Origin of the sequence: Microbacterium sp. TPU 3598, from assembly GCF_002356155.1 — a bacterium.
Lineage (GTDB): Bacteria > Actinomycetota > Actinomycetes > Actinomycetales > Microbacteriaceae > Microbacterium > Microbacterium maritypicum_A.
In genome coordinates this window covers 2,453,480-2,469,600 of sequence record NZ_AP017975.1, presented here as the reverse complement: position 1 = coordinate 2,469,600, position 16,121 = coordinate 2,453,480, and the positions used below count along the sequence as shown (strand labels likewise).

General features: G+C 66.6%; 15 protein-coding genes and 2 riboswitches. Of the genes, 12 read left to right on the top strand and 3 right to left on the bottom strand.

What is annotated here, in order from left to right; all coding sequences use genetic code 11:
- Position 1 precedes the first annotated feature (1 nt).
- From MST3598_RS11700 to MST3598_RS11645, 12 genes are all read left to right on the top strand, one after another.
- On the top strand, positions 2-997 hold the full coding sequence (locus MST3598_RS11700; protein ID WP_021199587.1) for an ABC transporter permease: 996 nt from the start codon (positions 2-4) through the stop codon (positions 995-997).
- Complete coding sequence (locus tag MST3598_RS11695) at positions 990-1,967, top strand: ABC transporter permease (protein WP_021199588.1); 978 nt, start codon at positions 990-992, stop codon at positions 1,965-1,967. The genes MST3598_RS11700 and MST3598_RS11695 overlap by 8 nt, the downstream gene beginning before the upstream one ends.
- Positions 1,964-2,815, top strand: coding sequence for an ABC transporter ATP-binding protein (locus MST3598_RS11690; RefSeq protein WP_021199589.1), 852 nt, complete (start codon positions 1,964-1,966; stop codon positions 2,813-2,815). Before MST3598_RS11695 ends, MST3598_RS11690 begins: the two co-directional genes overlap by 4 nt.
- A complete protein-coding gene (locus tag MST3598_RS11685; protein ID WP_051667994.1) occupies positions 2,812-3,687 on the top strand; it encodes an ABC transporter ATP-binding protein in 876 nt (291 codons plus the stop codon). Before MST3598_RS11690 ends, MST3598_RS11685 begins: the two co-directional genes overlap by 4 nt.
- A gap of 145 nt (positions 3,688-3,832) precedes the next feature.
- A riboswitch (glycine riboswitch) is annotated at positions 3,833-3,927 on the top strand.
- A gap of 1 nt (position 3,928) precedes the next feature.
- Positions 3,929-4,027, top strand: a riboswitch (glycine riboswitch).
- Between the two features lie 54 nt (positions 4,028-4,081).
- Positions 4,082-5,206 carry a glycine cleavage system aminomethyltransferase GcvT gene (gene gcvT / locus MST3598_RS11680; RefSeq protein WP_029260352.1) on the top strand — a complete coding sequence of 375 codons (1,125 nt, stop codon included), beginning with the start codon at positions 4,082-4,084 and terminating at the stop codon, positions 5,204-5,206.
- Complete coding sequence (gcvH, locus tag MST3598_RS11675) at positions 5,203-5,580, top strand: glycine cleavage system protein GcvH (RefSeq protein ID WP_029260351.1); 378 nt, start codon at positions 5,203-5,205, stop codon at positions 5,578-5,580. Before gcvT ends, gcvH begins: the two co-directional genes overlap by 4 nt.
- Positions 5,558-8,494, top strand: a complete 2,937-nt coding sequence (gene gcvP / locus MST3598_RS11670) for an aminomethyl-transferring glycine dehydrogenase (protein ID WP_051671207.1) — start codon at positions 5,558-5,560, stop codon at positions 8,492-8,494. The genes gcvH and gcvP overlap by 23 nt, the downstream gene beginning before the upstream one ends.
- Positions 8,495-8,712: 218 nt before the next feature.
- Complete coding sequence (locus tag MST3598_RS11665) at positions 8,713-10,356, top strand: peptide ABC transporter substrate-binding protein (protein ID WP_029260349.1); 1,644 nt, start codon at positions 8,713-8,715, stop codon at positions 10,354-10,356.
- A 94-nt stretch (positions 10,357-10,450) separates the two neighbouring features.
- Positions 10,451-11,380, top strand: coding sequence for an ABC transporter permease (locus MST3598_RS11660; protein ID WP_021199595.1), 930 nt, complete (start codon positions 10,451-10,453; stop codon positions 11,378-11,380).
- The gene (locus tag MST3598_RS11655; protein WP_021199596.1) at positions 11,370-12,311 is read left to right on the top strand and encodes an ABC transporter permease; all 942 of its coding nucleotides are present in this window, start codon (positions 11,370-11,372) and stop codon (positions 12,309-12,311) included. Before MST3598_RS11660 ends, MST3598_RS11655 begins: the two co-directional genes overlap by 11 nt.
- Positions 12,308-13,972 carry a dipeptide ABC transporter ATP-binding protein gene (locus MST3598_RS11650; protein ID WP_029260348.1) on the top strand — a complete coding sequence of 555 codons (1,665 nt, stop codon included), beginning with the start codon at positions 12,308-12,310 and terminating at the stop codon, positions 13,970-13,972. Before MST3598_RS11655 ends, MST3598_RS11650 begins: the two co-directional genes overlap by 4 nt.
- A 2-nt stretch (positions 13,973-13,974) precedes the next feature.
- The gene (locus MST3598_RS11645) at positions 13,975-14,541 is read left to right on the top strand and encodes a hypothetical protein (RefSeq protein WP_021199598.1); all 567 of its coding nucleotides are present in this window, start codon (positions 13,975-13,977) and stop codon (positions 14,539-14,541) included.
- Positions 14,542-14,643: 102 nt separating this feature from the next.
- Here MST3598_RS11645 and MST3598_RS11640 read toward each other — a convergent pair whose 3' ends face one another.
- From MST3598_RS11640 to MST3598_RS11630, 3 genes are all read right to left on the bottom strand, one after another.
- A complete protein-coding gene (locus tag MST3598_RS11640) occupies positions 14,644-14,862 on the bottom strand; it encodes a DUF3693 domain-containing protein (RefSeq protein ID WP_021199599.1) in 219 nt (72 codons plus the stop codon).
- Between the two features lie 120 nt (positions 14,863-14,982).
- Positions 14,983-15,180 (bottom strand): hypothetical protein, encoded by a 198-nt coding sequence (locus MST3598_RS11635; RefSeq protein WP_152525878.1) that lies wholly within the window; start codon positions 15,178-15,180, stop codon positions 14,983-14,985.
- Positions 15,181-15,282: 102 nt separating this feature from the next.
- The gene (locus tag MST3598_RS11630; RefSeq protein WP_029260347.1) at positions 15,283-16,089 is read right to left on the bottom strand and encodes a CPBP family intramembrane glutamic endopeptidase; all 807 of its coding nucleotides are present in this window, start codon (positions 16,087-16,089) and stop codon (positions 15,283-15,285) included.
- Between the last annotated feature and the right edge of the window lie 32 nt (positions 16,090-16,121).

Sequence of the window (16,121 nt, the reverse complement as noted above, 5' to 3'; positions counted from 1 at the left end):
CATGAAGTTCTATGCACGAAGAATCGGGTTCTACGCGTTCACGCTCTGGGCCGCGATCTCCATCAACTTCCTTCTTCCCCGGCTCATGCCGGGGAACCCGGCCGACATCATGATCGCCAAGATGCAGCGAGCAGGCGGTGAGGTCTCCGAGACCGCCATCCGCAACATCAAGCTCCTGCTCGGCGGCGACGATTCCTCTCTCTGGGAGCAGTATCTGTCCTACTGGGGACGCATGTTCCAGGGCGATCTCGGAGTATCGGTCACCAAGTTCCCCACTCCGGTGACGGAGCTCATCGCCGGTGCGCTTCCCTGGACGCTCGTCCTGGTCGGCACCGCGACCGTCATCTCCTTCGTCCTCGGCGTCGTGCTCGGCGCCTGGGCCGGCTGGAAGCGAGGCACCTGGGTCGACCACCTGATCCCCGTCACGACTGTGCTCCAGTCGATCCCGTACTTCTGGTTGGCGCTGATCCTCGTCTCGGTGTTCGCGGTCGGTCTCGGCTGGTTCCCGATCTTCGGCGGGTACGACGTCTTCGACTACCCGGACGGCCCCGAGCCGACCTGGGCGTTCTTCACCGACGCCGTCGCGCACGCGATCCTGCCCGCTATCACGATCGTGATCAGCTCGGTCGGCGGGTGGATGTTCGGCATGCGCAACATGATGGTCTCCACGCTCGCCGAGGACTACGTGCTGACGGCGGAGGCGAAGGGTCTCCGGCCCCGTCGCGTGCTCACCACCTACGCGGCCCGCAATGCGGCGATCCCCTCGATCGCGGGCTTCTCGATCACGCTCGGTTTCGTGGTCGCCGGCTCGATCGTGATGGAGCAGGTGTTCACCTACCCCGGAATCGGCAAGCTAATGTTCCAGGCCGTGACCAACAACGACTACGCGCTGATGCAGGGACTGTTCCTCGTCATCACCCTGACGGTGCTCGCCGCCAACTTCATCATGGACCTCGTCTATGGCTTCATCGACCCGAGGGCTCGCCAGAATGTCTGACACGAAGAACCCGCTCCTGACGCAGGAGCCACCCGTCACCGCCCCGGCCAGCACGGTCTCGCTCGCCACGCAGCAGGGGCGTAAGCGTCGTCGCATCCTTCCCAGCACTTCGCCGAAGTTCATCGTCGGCGTGATCCTGGTCGCGGCCATCGTGCTGTTCGCGATCATCGCGCCGATCTTCTCGCAGGACCCGCGCAGCACGGCGAACCCTGCGCTCCAGCCGCCCTCCGCGGAGCACTGGCTCGGCACCACCAAGCTCGGCAACGACATGTTCGCGCAACTGGCGATCGGCGCTCAGGGGTCCCTGCTCATCGGTGTGACCGCCGGCGGCATCGCGATCGTGCTGTCGTTGTTCTTCGGCGTTCTGGCCGGATATCTGGGCGGCTGGCGCGAAGACGGTCTCGCACTCCTCACGAACGTGATGATCGTGATCCCCGGGCTTCCGCTGGTGATGGTCATCGCCTCGTTCGTGCCGCAGCGCAGTTGGCAGCTCGTCGCGTTCGTGCTCGGCATCACCTCCTGGGCCGGGGCGGCATATGTGCTCCGGCTCCAGACACGATCGCTCCGTACCCGTGACTACGTCTATGCGTCGAAGGTCGCAGGGGAGCGGTCGTTCCGCGTGATCCTGGTCGAGATCATGCCGAATCTCCTGCCGCTGCTCACGGCCCAGTTCCTCTTCGCGATCATCTTCGCGATCCTCGGAGAGGCCGGCCTGTCCTACCTCGGTCTCGGCCCCAACTCCTCGATCACGTGGGGATCGATCCTCAACGACGCGCAGTCGGGGCAGGCCCTCGGACGCGGTGCCTGGTGGTGGTTCGTCCCGCCGGGGCTCATGATCGCGATTCTCGGTGCCGGCCTGTCGCTCATCAACTTCGCGATCGACGAGGTCATCAATCCGAAGCTGCGCAATGCGCCCGAAGCCGCGCGGCGTGTGCGCAAGGCCGCCAAGACCAAGGGAGTCACCGCATGAGCGAGCCGGTCCTGACGGCGCGGAACGTGTCGATCGAGTATGAGGTGGATCCGCCGGTGAAGGCCGTGCGGGATGTGTCGCTGACGTTGAACCGGGGCGAGATCCTGGGGTTGGCGGGGGAGTCGGGCTGCGGGAAGACGACCCTGGCCTACGGCATGAACCGTCTGCTCAAGGCTCCGGCTCTGATGACGGGCGGGGAGATCGTGTTCCATGACCGGGATGGTCATGACATCGACATCGTGGGACTGGACGGCGAGGGTCTGCGCGCGTTCCGGTGGGACAAGATCTCGATGGTGTTCCAGGGGGCGATGAACTCGTTGAACCCGGTGATCAGTGTCAAGGCACAGATCTTCGACATCTTCGACACGCACCGGCCCGGGATGAGCAAGAAGGCGAAGACCGCGCGGGCGGAGGAACTGCTGACGCTCGTCGGCGTGGACCCCAACCGCCTGTCGAGTTTCCCGCATGAGCTGTCGGGTGGCATGCGGCAGCGCATGATGATCGCGATGGCTCTGGCCCTCGATCCGCAGGTGATGATCATGGACGAGCCGACCACGGCGCTGGACGTGGTCGTGCAGCGGGGCATCATCCGGGAGATCATGCGGCTGCGGGAGAAGCTCGGATTCGCGGTGATCTTCATCACGCATGATCTGCCGATGCTGATCGAGATCAGTGATCGGATCGCGATCATGTTGCAGGGGCAGATCGTCGAGGAGGGAACGGCGGAGGAGATCTACCGGACTCCGCAGCACGAGTACACGAAGCGGTTGCTGTCGAGCTTCCCGTCGCTCAAGGGCGAGCGGGGCGACTTCGTCCGCACCGGTGTGAGCCAGGAGGGCGTCCGATGACCACGAGCATCACGAGCTCCACCGCGGCCGTGCCGCAGGTGGCGACGTTGGAGGCGCGGAATCTGGTGAAGGATTTCCACCTGCGGTCGGGATTCAAGACCAGCATCCTCCATGCGGTGAAGGACGTGTCGTTCACCATCGAGGCGGGCAAGACGGTCGCCCTGGTGGGGGAGTCGGGGTCGGGGAAGTCGACGATCGCCCGGATGCTGATGAAGCTGGAGACGCCCACCAGCGGCGAGATCCTGTTGGACGGGAAGGCGTCCGGGGCTCGGGGGCGCGCGTTGGAGCGGTACCGCGCGGACGTGCAGATGGTGTTCCAGGACCCGTTCGCGTCGTTGAACCCGTTCCACACGATCGTTCATCATCTGGAGCGGCCGATCCGTCTGCACCACCCGGAGCTGTCGCGGGCGCAGGTGCGGGAGCGCGCGGTGGAGTTGCTGGAGCGGGTGCGTCTGACCCCAGGGGAGAGTTTCGCGGAGCGGCGCCCGCACGAGCTCTCGGGCGGGCAGCGACAGCGTGTCGCGATCGCGCGGGCTCTCGCCCCGGGCGCCCGGTTCATCGTCGCCGACGAGCCGGTCTCGATGCTGGACGTGTCGATCCGGCTGGGGGTGTTGAACCTTCTCGCTGATCTGCAGCGCGAGGAGAACCTGGGTGTGCTGTACATCACACACGACCTGGCCACGGCGAGGCACTTCTCGGATGAGATCATGGTGCTCTACAAGGGTGACGTCGTCGAGCGCGGCCCCGCGGACGAGGTCATCCTCAACCCGCAGCACGAATACACCAGGACGCTCCTCGGTGCCGCACCAGAACCCGACAACCTCGGCCGCCTGCGCGACGAGGTGCGGGCCGAACTCGGCATCACCCGCTGACGGCCGGCGCTCCGCCTTCGAATCGCGTGAATGGTCGCGTCTGACCCCGGAACGGGACCATTCGCGCGATTCGAACGCGCTTCCGGAGAATCCGGCACCGAGGATCCGACCGGCTAGACTGGACCCACAATTGAAGACAGGCCGAATGAACCACGCGGGAGAGCCCCGGCGAACGCAGCCGGGCACCGAAGGAGCAAGCCTCCCCGCCAATCTCTCAGGTACGCGTACCGCGCGGTTCCGGCCACTCTGAAAAGCGATCCGGCGACTCTGCGGATCCGCCGACGGTGAAAGCCCCGCCTCCGTGCACGGGTGAAGCTCTCAGGCCCATGACAGAGGGGGAGTTCCGAGGAACGACGGTGCCGCCGTTCCGCCCGACACAGCCCGGGAGAACTCCATGTCCGACCCCCGCTACACCCCGCTGCGCGCACGCCATGAGGCGCTCGGCGCATCGTTCACCGACTTCGGCGGCTGGCAGATGCCGGTGCGGTACACCTCCGACCTCGCCGAACACCACGCCGTGCGCCAGAGCGCGGGCATCTTCGACATCTCGCACATGGCCGAGTTCACGGTCCAGGGCAGCGGGTCCGCCGATTTCCTCGACAACGCCCTGGCCGGCCGCCTCTCGGCGCTGGCCGTCGGGAAGGCGAAGTACTCGCTCCTGCTCGCCGAGTCCGGCGGGATCATCGACGACGTGATCGTCTATCGCCTCAAGGGCGACGACTTCCTCATCATCTCCAACGCGGGCAACCGCGACGCCGTCTCCGCTGCTCTTCGCGATCGCACCGACGGCTTCGACGTCGTGGTGCAGGACGTCTCCGACGACTATGCACTCATCGCCGTGCAGGGACCGAACGCCGAGGCCATCCTCGCCGAAACCCCGGGCATCACCGACGTCAGCATTCCCTGGACCGAGCAGAAGTACTACGCCTGGGCGTCCGCGAACTACGACGGCGTGCCCGTCCTCCTCGCGCGCACCGGTTACACCGGCGAGGACGGCTTCGAGCTTCTGGTCGCCGCCGACCGCGCCGCGTCGCTCTGGGATGCGCTCCTCGCCGCGGGCGCACCGCACGGCCTCGTCCCCGCCGGACTCGCCGCGCGCGACACCCTGCGGCTCGAGGCGGGTATGCCCCTGTACGGCCACGAGCTGAGCCTCGACACCCGGCCGGCGCAGGCGGGCCTTGGTCGGGTCGTCGTGAGCGCGAAGGAGCAGTTCGTCGGCAAGGCCGCTCTCTCCGCCGCTGCGGAGTCGGCCGACGCATCGGAAGCGCCGGTCCTGGTCGGACTCGTCGCCGAGGGCAAGCGCGCCGGTCGCGCCGGCTACGCCGTGGTCGACGAACACGGGTCGGTGCTCGGTGAGATCACGAGCGGCGCGCTCAGCCCCACGCTCGGTCATCCGATCGCGATGGCCTACGTGACCCCGTCTTCCGCGGAAGAGGGAACCGCAGTATTCCTTGATGTGCGGGGAACCAGAATCCCCGCGACCGTGACCGCCCTGCCTTTCTACCGGAGGACCAAATGACCGATCTCGCCGCACTCCACTACACCGAAGAGCACGAGTGGATCGCCGCTGACGGCGACGCCGTGACCATCGGGATCACCGACTACGCCGCCGAGAAGCTGGGCGACGTCGTGTTCGTCGAGCTCCCCGCCGTCGGCACCGAGGTCACCGCAGGAGCGGTCGTCGGCGAGATCGAATCGACGAAGTCGGTCGGCGAGCTCTACGCTCCCGTCTCGGGCACGGTCGTCGAGATCAACGACGCAGCGGTGGATGACCCGTCGCTCGTCAACGCGGCGCCGTTCGAGGGCGGATGGCTGCTCAAGGTCACCGTTGCCGCCGGTGCTCTCGACGGTCTGCTCGACCGCGACGCCTATGTCGCTCTCACGGAGGGCTGATTCTCCAGTGGTCACTTTCGCCGATCGTCACATCGGACCCACGGATGCCGCGCAGCGCACGATGCTCGCCGCCCTCGGTCTCGACACCACCGCAGCCGACTCTGCGCTGAGTCCGGTAGAGGCGCTCATGCGCCAGGCCGTGCCGGCGTCGATCTACACCGGTCCGTCTGCCGAGGCCACGGATGCGCCCTCGCTCATCCCGTCCGCGGCGAGCGAGACCGAGGCTCTCGCCGAGCTCCGGACGCTCGCGTCGCGCAACACCGTGAACCGCCCGATGATCGGCTTGGGATACTACGGCACCATCACGCCGCAGGTGATCCAGCGCAACGTGCTGGAGAACCCCTCCTGGTACACGGCGTACACGCCGTACCAGCCGGAGATCTCCCAGGGGCGTCTGGAGGCGCTCATCAACTTCCAGACGATGGTCGCCGAGCTCACCGGGCTGACCACGGCCAACGCGTCGATGCTCGACGAGTCGACCGCGGTCGTCGAGGCGATGCTGCTCGCCCGTCGTGCCTCGAAGTCGGCGTCGACCGTGTTCGCGGTCGACGCCGATGCCCTCCCGCAGACGAGGGCGATGCTCGACACGCGTGCTGAGGCCCTGGGTATCGAGATCGTCACGGTCGATTTCGCCGCTGGCGAGGAGCTGCCGGCCGACCTGTTCGGTGTGTTCGTCCAGTACCCCGGGGCATCCGGACGGGTCTGGGACCCGTCCGCCGTCTTCGACGCCGCGCACCTCTCCGGTGCTCTCGCCGTCGCGGCGGCGGATCTGCTCGCACTCACCCTGATCGCCTCGCCCGGATCCCTCGGCGCCGACGTGGCGGTCGGCACGACCCAGCGCTTCGGCGTGCCGATGGGCTTCGGCGGGCCGCACGCCGGCTACATGGCGGTCCGCTCCGGCCTCGAGCGTCAGCTGCCCGGTCGACTCGTGGGAGTGTCGGTGGATGCCGACGGCAAGCCCGCGTACCGGCTCTCGCTGCAGACGCGCGAACAGCACATCCGTCGCGAGAAGGCGACGTCGAACATCTGCACCGCCCAGGTGCTGCTGGCCGTCATGGCATCGATGTACGCGGTGTACCACGGCCCTGACGGGCTGCGCGAGATCGCGACCCAGACGACCGCGAAGGCCGCCCTGTTGCGTGACTGGCTGGTCGATTCCGGTTCCGAAGTCGTGCACGCGGAGTTCTTCGACACCGTGCAGGTGCGTGTTCCCGGTCGGGCGGCCGAGTACGCCGCGCAGGCGCACGACGGCTACGGCATCCTGCTGCACGTCGCCGACGCCGACACGGTCGGCATCGCGGTCGACGAGACCACGACTCTCGGCGAGCTGCACCAGGTCGCCATGGTCTTCGGCGGCAAGAACGAGCGGGCGTTCGGTCTCTTCGGCAACGACAAGCTGCGGGCGCTCCCGAACGACTTGCGGCGTCAGGACGAGTACCTCACGCACCCGGTCTTCCACTCGCATCGCTCGGAGACCGCCATGATGCGGTATCTGAAGAGCCTCTCCGACCGCGACTACGCGCTCGATCGCGGCATGATCCCCTTGGGGTCGTGCACCATGAAGCTCAACGCCGCGACCGAGATGGCCGCCATCACGTGGCCCGAGTTCGCGGGCATCCACCCGTTCGCTCCGGCCGCCGATGTGCAGGGCTACCTCGAGCTCATCGGTCAGCTCGAGGGCTGGCTCGCCGAGGTCACCGGCTACGACGCGGTCTCGTTGCAGCCGAACGCCGGCTCGCAGGGCGAGCTGGCTGGTCTCCTCGCCATCCGCGGGTACCACCACGCGAACGGCGACACGCATCGCACGGTCTGCCTCATCCCGTCGTCGGCACACGGCACGAATGCGGCTTCGGCCGTGCTCGCCGGCATGAAGGTCGTCGTCGTCGCGACGGACGAACTCGGCAACGTCGATCTCGACGACCTGCGCGCGAAGATCGCCCAGCACGCCGACGAGTTGTCGGCCCTGATGATCACCTACCCCTCCACGCACGGTGTGTACGAGGAGCAGGTCGTGGAGATCACGGCCGCCGTGCACGACGCCGGTGGGCAGGTGTACGTCGACGGCGCCAACCTCAACGCCCTGCTCGGCTATGCGCGCTTCGGTGACCTGGGCGGCGACGTCTCGCATCTCAACCTGCACAAGACGTTCGCGATCCCGCACGGCGGCGGCGGCCCCGGCATCGGGCCGGTCGCGGCGAAGTCGCACCTCGCACCGTTCCTGCCTTCGCACCCCCTCGCGCAGAGCGCGGAGCACTTCGGCGGGTTCACGTTCGAGGGCGGTGTGATCTCCGCAGCTCCCTACGGGTCCGCGGGTATCCTGCCGATCTCGTGGGCGTACGTGCGCATGATGGGCGCCGACGGGCTGCGTCGCGCCACGGCAGCGGCCGTGCTCTCGGCGAACTACATCGCGGAGCGCCTCGGCAGCCACTTCCCGGTGCTGTACACCGGCGAGAACGGTCGGGTGGCGCACGAGTGCATCCTCGATCTGCGTCCGCTCAAGGAAGCCACCGGCATCACGGTCGACGACGTCGCCAAGCGCCTCATCGACTACGGCTTCCACGCGCCGACCATGTCGTTCCCCGTCGCGGGAACCCTGATGGTCGAGCCGACGGAGTCGGAGGACGTCGACGAGATCGAGCGCTTCATCGAAGCGATGATCATGATCAAGGCCGAAGCGGAGGCCGTCGCTGCCGGTCGCTGGCCGGCCGATGACAACCCGCTGGTGCACGCGCCGCACACCGCGGTCTCGCTCATCGCGGGGGAGTGGAACCACGCTTACTCGCGCGAGGACGCCGCCTACCCGGTGCATGCGCTGGTCGCCGGAAAGTACTGGCCGCCCGTGCGCCGCATCGACCAGGCCTACGGCGACCGCAACCTGGTGTGCGCCTGCCCGCCCGTGGAGGCCTTCGCCTGAGCCTCGTGCTCATCCGAGCAGACGGTGTCGCGCTTCCGTGTGGAGCGCGGCACCGTCTTCTGTTTCGTGGTGTTTCCCCGGTGTTACAGATGGTCACCACTCAGTAACAGTTCGTTAGCTGAGGGCGGCTGTGGGCGAAGGGGCGGGTTACGCTCAGGTATCCCTGCGTGTTCGATGGTGAGCGCGCAGACTCAGCACTGTCCACAGGAGGACGAAAAGTGAAAAGAAACAGGATTGCCCTCGCGGGCAGCGCTCTGCTCGTGATCGGCGCCTTGGCGCTGGCCGGATGTGCAGGCGGGAACGACTCGGGCGACGAGGGCTCCAAGGGCTCGACGTCGGCCATCATCTCGGCGAACGGCAACGAGCCGGAGAACCCGCTGATCCCGACCAACACCAACGAGGTCGGTGGTGGCAAGATCCTCGACTCGATCTTCGCCGGCCTCGCCTTCTACGACGGCGATGGCGCCCTCGTCAACGACATGGCCGAGTCGATCACGGTCGACGCACCCAACAAGGTCACCGTCAAGCTGAAGGAGGGCAACAAGTTCACCAACGGTGAAGACGTCGTCGCCCACAACTTCATCGACGCGTGGAACTACGGCGCGCAGCTCTCCAACGCACAGCTGAACCAGTCCTGGTTCGCCGACATCGTCGGCTTCAACGCCGACGCCGACTCCGAGCTCACCGGCCTCACCGAGGTCGACGACCAGACCTTCACGATCGATCTGAGCAGCGACGTCGCATCCGACTTCGTGACGCGCCTGGGATACTCGGCGTTCTACCCGCTCCCCGACGCGGCTTTCGAGGACATGGACGCCTTCGGCGAGAACCCGATCGGCAACGGTCCGTACATGCTCGCCAAGGACGGTGCCTGGCAGCACGATGTCCAGATCGACCTGGTCAAGAACGACGACTACAAGGGTGAGCGCGTCGCGCAGAACGGCGGCCTCACGCTGAAGTTCTACACGGCTCCCGAGGGCGCATACGCCGACCTTCTCGGCGGCAACATCGACGTCATCGACCAGATCCCCGAGGCTTCCCTCGCGGTGTTCGAGGACGAGCTCGGCGAGCGGGCGACCAACCAGCCCGCAGCCATCTTCCAGTCGTTCACCATCGGTGGCCAGCTCGCCCACTTCTCGGGCGAAGAGGGCACGCTCCGTCGTCAGGCGATCTCGCTGGCGATCAACCGTGAGGAGATCACGAGCAAGATCTTCGCCGACACGCGTACCCCCGCGAGCGACTTCACCACGCCGGTCATCGACGGCTGGAGCGACAGCGTTCCCGGCTCCGACGTGCTGAAGTACGACCCGGAGAAGGCCAAGGAGCTGTGGGCGAAGGCTGACGCCATCGCGCCGTGGTCCGGCACGTTCCAGATCGCGTACAACTCCGATGGTGGACACCAGGTGTGGGTCGACGCGGTTTCGAACTCGCTGAAGAACACTCTCGGCATCGAGGCGTCGGGTGCACCGTACGTCGACCTCGCGACGCTCCGTGCTGCAGTCAACGCTCGTGACGACGCCGGCAAGCGCACGATCCAGACGGCGAACCGTTCCGGATGGCAGGGCGACTACCCCGCCGTCTACAACTTCCTGCAGCCGCTGTACGGCACGGGCGCATCGTCCAACGACGGTGACTACTCGAACCCGGAGGTCGATGCACTGCTCGCAGAGGGTGCAGCGGCGACGAGCGCTGACGACGCCAACGCGGCGTACGAGAAGGTCCAGGAGATCCTGTTCAACGACCTTCCCGTCATCCCGCTCTGGTACCAGAACTCCATCGGCGGTTTCGGCGACAACGTCGACAACGTCACCGTCGGCTGGAACTCTGTTCCGCTCTACTACGAGATCACCAAGGCCGAGTAGGTCCTTGGAGTGAACGGCAGCGAGGCGGTGGCGGCGACGTCACCGCCTCGCGTCGTGCACTCCGGCTGACTCCGACTCCACGAAAGGAGCAAGGATGCTCGCCTATACCCTGCGGCGACTTCTCCAGCTGATCCCGGTCTTCTTCGGTGCGACGCTTCTCATCTACGCGCTCGTCTTCCTGATGCCGGGTGACCCGATCGCGGCGCTCTTCGGTGACAAACCGCCGAGCCCGCAGCTGCTCGCCACGATCCGAGCGCAGTACCACCTGGACGACCCGTTCCTCGTCCAGTACTTCTACTACATCACCGGCGTCTTCAAGGGCGACATGGGAACGACGTTCTCCGGTGAGTCTGTGAGCACCGTCCTCGCGCGCACGCTTCCCATCACCGGACGCCTGGCCATCATGGCGATCGCGATCGAGTTCACGCTCGCCATCATCATCGGAACGCTCTCGGCGCTCCGCAAGGGCAAGTTCTTCGACCATGTGTCGCTGATCATCTCGCTCGTGTTCCTCTCGATGCCGATCTTCGTCGTCGCCTTCCTCGCGCAGTACTTCCTCGCGATCAAGCTGGGCTGGTTCCGTCCGACGGTGGGCGGTCAGAACGATTGGGGCGACCTGTGGCTGCCCGCCATCGTGCTGGGTCTGAGCCTGTATGCGACGAGCATGCGGCTGATGCGTGGATCTGTCCTCGACACCCTCAACCAGGACTGGGTCCGCACCGCATATGGCAAGGGGCTGTCACGCAACCGCGTGATCCCCGTGCACGTGCTGCGCAACTCCCTGATCCCGGTGATCACCAACTCGGCGACGAACTTCGGTGTGCTCCTCGTCGGAGCGACAGTGACGGAGTACATCTTCAACATTCCCGGCGTGGGACAGACCCTGTTCCAGGCGACGTTGAGGCACGAAGGACCGACCATCGTGTCGTTCGTGACGGTGTTCGTCATCATCTACGTTCTCGTCAACCTGCTCGTGGACCTGCTCTACGGGCTGCTCGACCCGAGGATCCGCTATGTCAAGTGACCGTCCCACCCACTACGTCGCACCGGTGGTGGCCGAACAGCCGCCGACGGATGCCATCAATGTCAAAGGCAAGCCCGCGAGCCTCTGGCGGGACGCCTGGACGGATCTGCGTCGCAGGCCGTCATTCTGGATCTCCCTCGGAATCGTCGCGCTCATCCTGCTGATGGCTCTGTGGCCGACGCTCTTCACGCAGACGCCGCCGAACAACCAGTGCGAGCTCGCGAACTCCAATGCCGGACCGGCTGCGGGCCACCCTCTCGGGTACACGTTCCAGGGCTGCGACATCTGGTCGCGCATCGTGTGGGGCTCGCGCACGTCGATCAGTGTCGGTCTTCTGGCGACCATCATCAGCTCGACTCTCGGACTGATCATGGGTGCGCTCGCCGGCTACTACGGTGGATGGCTCGACGCGGTGCTCTCCCGCGTCGGCGACATCTTCTTCTCGATCCCCTACATCCTCGCGGCAGTCGTCGTGATGACGGTGTTCGCGCAGTACCGCAACGTCTTCACCCTCGCTCTCGCGATCGGTGGATTCGCGTGGGCTGCGACCGCGCGCGTCGTCAGAGCGGAAGTGCTCAGAGTGAAACAGGCGGACTTCGTGATGGCATCGGCCGCGCTCGGCAAGGGGCGCTTCGGCACCCTGATGTCGCATGTGATCCCGAACGCCTTCGCACCGCTGCTCGTCCTGGCGACGCTGGCTCTGGCCGGTGGAATCGTCGCCGAAGCGACACTGAGCTTCCTCGGTGTCGGGCTCGGCAGCGACGTCATGTCCTGGGGCAACGACATCAGCCAGGCGCAGCGCTCCCTGCGCGTCGCGCCGATGGCCCTGATCTATCCGTCGATCGCGCTCACCATCACGGTGCTCGCGTTCATCCTCCTGGGCGAGCTCATCCGAGACGCCCTCGACCCGAGGGCGAGGGCACGCCGATGAACGAATCGACAGCTCCGCTGCTGAGCGTTCGCGATCTCACGGTCGCGTTCGACACGCAGAACGGCACACGACAGGTCCTGCACGGCATCAGCTTCGATGTCATGGCGGGAGAGACGGTCGCGATCGTCGGCGAGTCCGGTTCGGGCAAGTCGACGGCGGCGACGTCCATCATCAAACTGCTGGCCGGCACCGGAAAGGTCACCGGCGGGAGCATCACCCTGGACGGCGAGGAGCTCACGCACCTCTCCGAGCGGGAGATGGAGCGCATCCGCGGCAAGGCGATCGGCTACGTGCCGCAGGACCCGATGTCGAACCTCAACCCCGTCTGGAGCATCGGCTTCCAGGTGGAGGAGGCGGTTCGTGCGAACGGCCTCGCTCAGGGCCGTGCTGCGGTGCGCGCCCGCGCGATCGAGGTGCTCCAGCAGGCGGGGCTCGCCGACGCGGCCAAGCGGCTGCGTCAGTTCCCCCACCAGTTCTCCGGCGGAATGCGCCAGCGTGCGCTCATCGGAATCGGACTGGCTGCGGACCCGCGGCTCCTGATCGCGGACGAGCCCACGTCGGCGCTCGATGTCACCGTGCAGCGCGTGATCCTCGACCACATGGCGAGCCTGACGCGCGACCGCGGCACCTCGATGCTGCTGATCACCCACGACCTCGGTCTCGCAGCCGAGCGCGCGGAGCGGCTGATCGTGATGCAGAACGGCTCGATCGTGGAGTCGGGTCCGAGCAAGGAGATCCTGCAGAACCCGCAGCATCCGTACACGAAGCGCCTGGTCGCCGCAGCGCCGAGCGTGGCATCGCAGCGCATCCAGGCCGTGGTCGAGGACCGCGGCGTGGAAACGCTCGACGACCTCGCCGATATCCCGCCGACCGTTCGCGTCGCTGCTCTCACGAAGGACTACCGCATCCGCCAGGGTGGTTTCCGCAGTGAGATGTTCCGTGCTGTGGACGACGTGTCGTTCGAGATCCCGCGGGGAAAGACGCTGGCGCTGGTCGGCGAGTCAGGCTCGGGCAAGTCGACCGTCGCGAAGATGGTCCTCAAGCTCGAGGAACCCACCTCGGGAACCATCGAGATCGACGGCATGGACGTGTCCGGATTCTCCCGGGCGCAGTCGTTCGGTCTTCGTCGTCGCATGCAGCCGGTGTTCCAGGATCCGTATGGGTCCCTGGATCCGCTGCGCAACCTCGAGAACACGATCGCGGAGCCGCTCGAGATCCACGGTGTGGGTGATCGCACTTCGCGTCGCGAGCGCGTGCGTGAGCTTCTGGATCAGGTGTCATTGCCGCAGGATCTGGCAACCCGCTACCCGAGCGAGCTGTCGGGTGGACAGCGCCAGCGGGTCGCGATCGCGCGTGCTCTGGCGCTCAAGCCGGACATCGTGGTGCTCGACGAGGCGGTCTCCGCTCTGGACGTGCTCGTCCAGGCGCAGATCCTCAGGCTGCTGGCCGATCTGCAGACCGAGCTCGGGCTCACCTACCTGTTCATCACGCACGACCTCGCGGTGGTGCGTGTCTCGAGCGACCTGGTCTGCGTCATGGAGCGCGGCCGGATCGTCGAGCAGGGCACGGTCGATGAGACCTTCGCGAACCCGAAGCAGGAGTACACGAGCCGCCTGCTCGAGGCCATCCCCGGTGCGTCGATCCCTCTGGGCGGCCTCTGATCGTGGCGAGGCTGAACTCTCCCGAGGACGAGCGGACTTTCCGCTCGTCCTCGGGCACGGTCGTCATGGTCGTGAGCCTCGCGCTCGCGGTTTTCCTCCTCGGGGACGCCGTCGTGCGGGGCGGATGGACGCAGACACTGCTGCTGGCTCCCTGGGTGCTTCTCGGCCTGTGGATCGTCTACGAGATCAGCTACGTGTCGATGGTCCGCATCCGCGATGACGGGGCGCAGGTGCAGAACATGCTGCGACGGACGGATTTCGGCTGGCACCGGGTTCGAGACATCGATCTCGAGTGGCAGTTGAAGTTCTCCTTCGACGACGACACGGAACTCACCTGCTGGGGCGGACCGGCGCATGCCCGGCCGAGACGCAGCAAGATGCGCGACGAGGAGACCAGCGTCTCGACCTCGCTGCGCAGCTTCACCGACATCCGAGACCGCTGGCAGGCGGCGGCGGGGCATGGTGCGAGCGCGCCGATCCGCCGTTCCTGGGACACCAGCGCGCTGCTCGCGCTCGGCGTGATCGTCCTTTGGGCGGTTGTCGCCGTACTGATCGTCGCCGCGGGCTGAACGAGTTCTGCCCCCTCGACACGTGCGCCCCCTGCCCTCTTCGTGAGGGCAGGGGGCGCATCGTCATGCGCGTCGAGCCCTTTTCCAGAGGTCGAGCCCTTTTCAGGAGTAGGAGAACCAGTAGCCCGGCTGACCGGCGCGATGCACGCACGATCCGACGCTGTAGCCCTCTTGCATGAAGACCCGTCGTTCGGCCTGGCAGTAGGACAGGTCCGTGAACGGGCCGAACCACGTGGCGGCCTGCGCGCCGGCGGCCCCACCGAACACCATGCCTGCGACCAGGACGATACCTGCGGCCGTTGCGGACAATTTCTTCTTCATCGAATCCCCCCGGATTGTCGTGCCCACGTCGTCGTGGGTGCCCCGAGCCTAGGGTGGGCGTCACAGCCTGTCAACGCACGGGAGGACGGGCTGTGCGCCCGCCCTCCCGTGCGATGGCGCTCAGTAGGACTGGAAATACCAGCCGCCGGTTCCCGGGATGCAGGGCGCTGCCTTCCCGCCACCTCGGACGTAGTCGGTGCGATCGGCGTTGCACTGCGCTGCCGACGAGTACGGCCCGAAAACGCTGGCCGACGCGGGCGCCACGCTCAGCAACGTGAGCCCTGCCGCTATCGCGATCGCGGCCCCCGCCTTGGTCATCCGATTCATCTTCATAGGACATCCCTCCGTGTTCCGTCATTGGAAGCACCCAGGCTAGGACATACCCGCCGAGGGGAGGAGAACGTGCCCGGGGTCCAACACTCAGCCGGGCAACCCGAACAGCTCGGGCCAGGTGGCCGCCGCCCACGGATACCCGACGAACGCGGCGGCGTCGATCACGAAGTGCGCGACGAGGAACGGCATCAACCGCCCGGTGCGCTGATACAGCCAGCCGAAGAGCAGCCCCATCGCCAGATTCCCGATGAAGGCGGGGTATCCCTGGTAGAGGTGATAGCTCGCGCGGAGGATCGACGTGGAGATGATGATCGCCCACGGACTCCACCCGAGCTGCCGGAGCCGGGTGAAGAGATAGCCGAGCACGACGAACTCCTCCTGCAGGGAGGCTCGGGCGGCGGCCAGCAGCAAGACGGGAACGGTCCACCAGAAAGCGCCCACCCCTGCGGGGTCGATCGCGACCGTGAGCCCGAGGGCGCGGCCGGCGAGGTAGAGGCCGAGCCCGGGGACTCCGATGGCCAGGACGAGGAGCACCCCACGTCCGACATCCTTCGCGATCCCCGTGCCGTCCAGCCCCAGCCGCGCCAGGTGCGGGCGGCGCGACTGCCACAGCAGGAAGCACACCAGCAGCACGGGGACGAGCGAGAATCCGATGGCGAGCACCTGGTAGATCAGGTCGAAGATCTCCCTGTCGCTCCGCGAGGGATTGAGCTTCGCCACCTGATCGGCGATCGGCACATCGTCCGTGAGCCGGTAGGCGAGCTGCACGATCGCATACACCGCCGACTGGCCGAGGCCCAGCGCGAGGACGATGGCGATCTCCCACCACAGTCGTGCGCGGGAGGGAGCGGGGGAGAGGTCGGGGAGGTCCCACGGAGCCTGCGGTCGGGTCACGATCTCGATGCTACGACCTGCTTTTCAGGAAC

What these genes read in the sequence shown, in the direction of transcription:
- MST3598_RS11700 (WP_021199587.1), top strand. Translation starts at nt 2, where the DNA reads ATGAAGTTCTATGCACGAAGAATCGGGTTCTACGCGTTCACGCTCTGG.
- MST3598_RS11695 (WP_021199588.1), top strand. Translation starts at nt 990, where the DNA reads ATGTCTGACACGAAGAACCCGCTCCTGACGCAGGAGCCACCCGTCACC.
- MST3598_RS11690 (WP_021199589.1), top strand. Translation starts at nt 1,964, where the DNA reads ATGAGCGAGCCGGTCCTGACGGCGCGGAACGTGTCGATCGAGTATGAG.
- MST3598_RS11685 (WP_051667994.1), top strand. Translation starts at nt 2,812, where the DNA reads ATGACCACGAGCATCACGAGCTCCACCGCGGCCGTGCCGCAGGTGGCG.
- gcvT (WP_029260352.1), top strand. Translation starts at nt 4,082, where the DNA reads ATGTCCGACCCCCGCTACACCCCGCTGCGCGCACGCCATGAGGCGCTC.
- gcvH (WP_029260351.1), top strand. Translation starts at nt 5,203, where the DNA reads ATGACCGATCTCGCCGCACTCCACTACACCGAAGAGCACGAGTGGATC.
- gcvP (WP_051671207.1), top strand. Translation starts at nt 5,558, where the DNA reads ATGTCGCTCTCACGGAGGGCTGATTCTCCAGTGGTCACTTTCGCCGAT.
- MST3598_RS11660 (WP_021199595.1), top strand. Translation starts at nt 10,451, where the DNA reads ATGCTCGCCTATACCCTGCGGCGACTTCTCCAGCTGATCCCGGTCTTC.
- MST3598_RS11655 (WP_021199596.1), top strand. Translation starts at nt 11,370, where the DNA reads ATGTCAAGTGACCGTCCCACCCACTACGTCGCACCGGTGGTGGCCGAA.
- MST3598_RS11650 (WP_029260348.1), top strand. Translation starts at nt 12,308, where the DNA reads ATGAACGAATCGACAGCTCCGCTGCTGAGCGTTCGCGATCTCACGGTC.
- MST3598_RS11640 (WP_021199599.1), bottom strand. Translation starts at nt 14,862, where the DNA reads ATGAAGAAGAAATTGTCCGCAACGGCCGCAGGTATCGTCCTGGTCGCA.
- MST3598_RS11635 (WP_152525878.1), bottom strand. Translation starts at nt 15,180, where the DNA reads ATGACCAAGGCGGGGGCCGCGATCGCGATAGCGGCAGGGCTCACGTTG.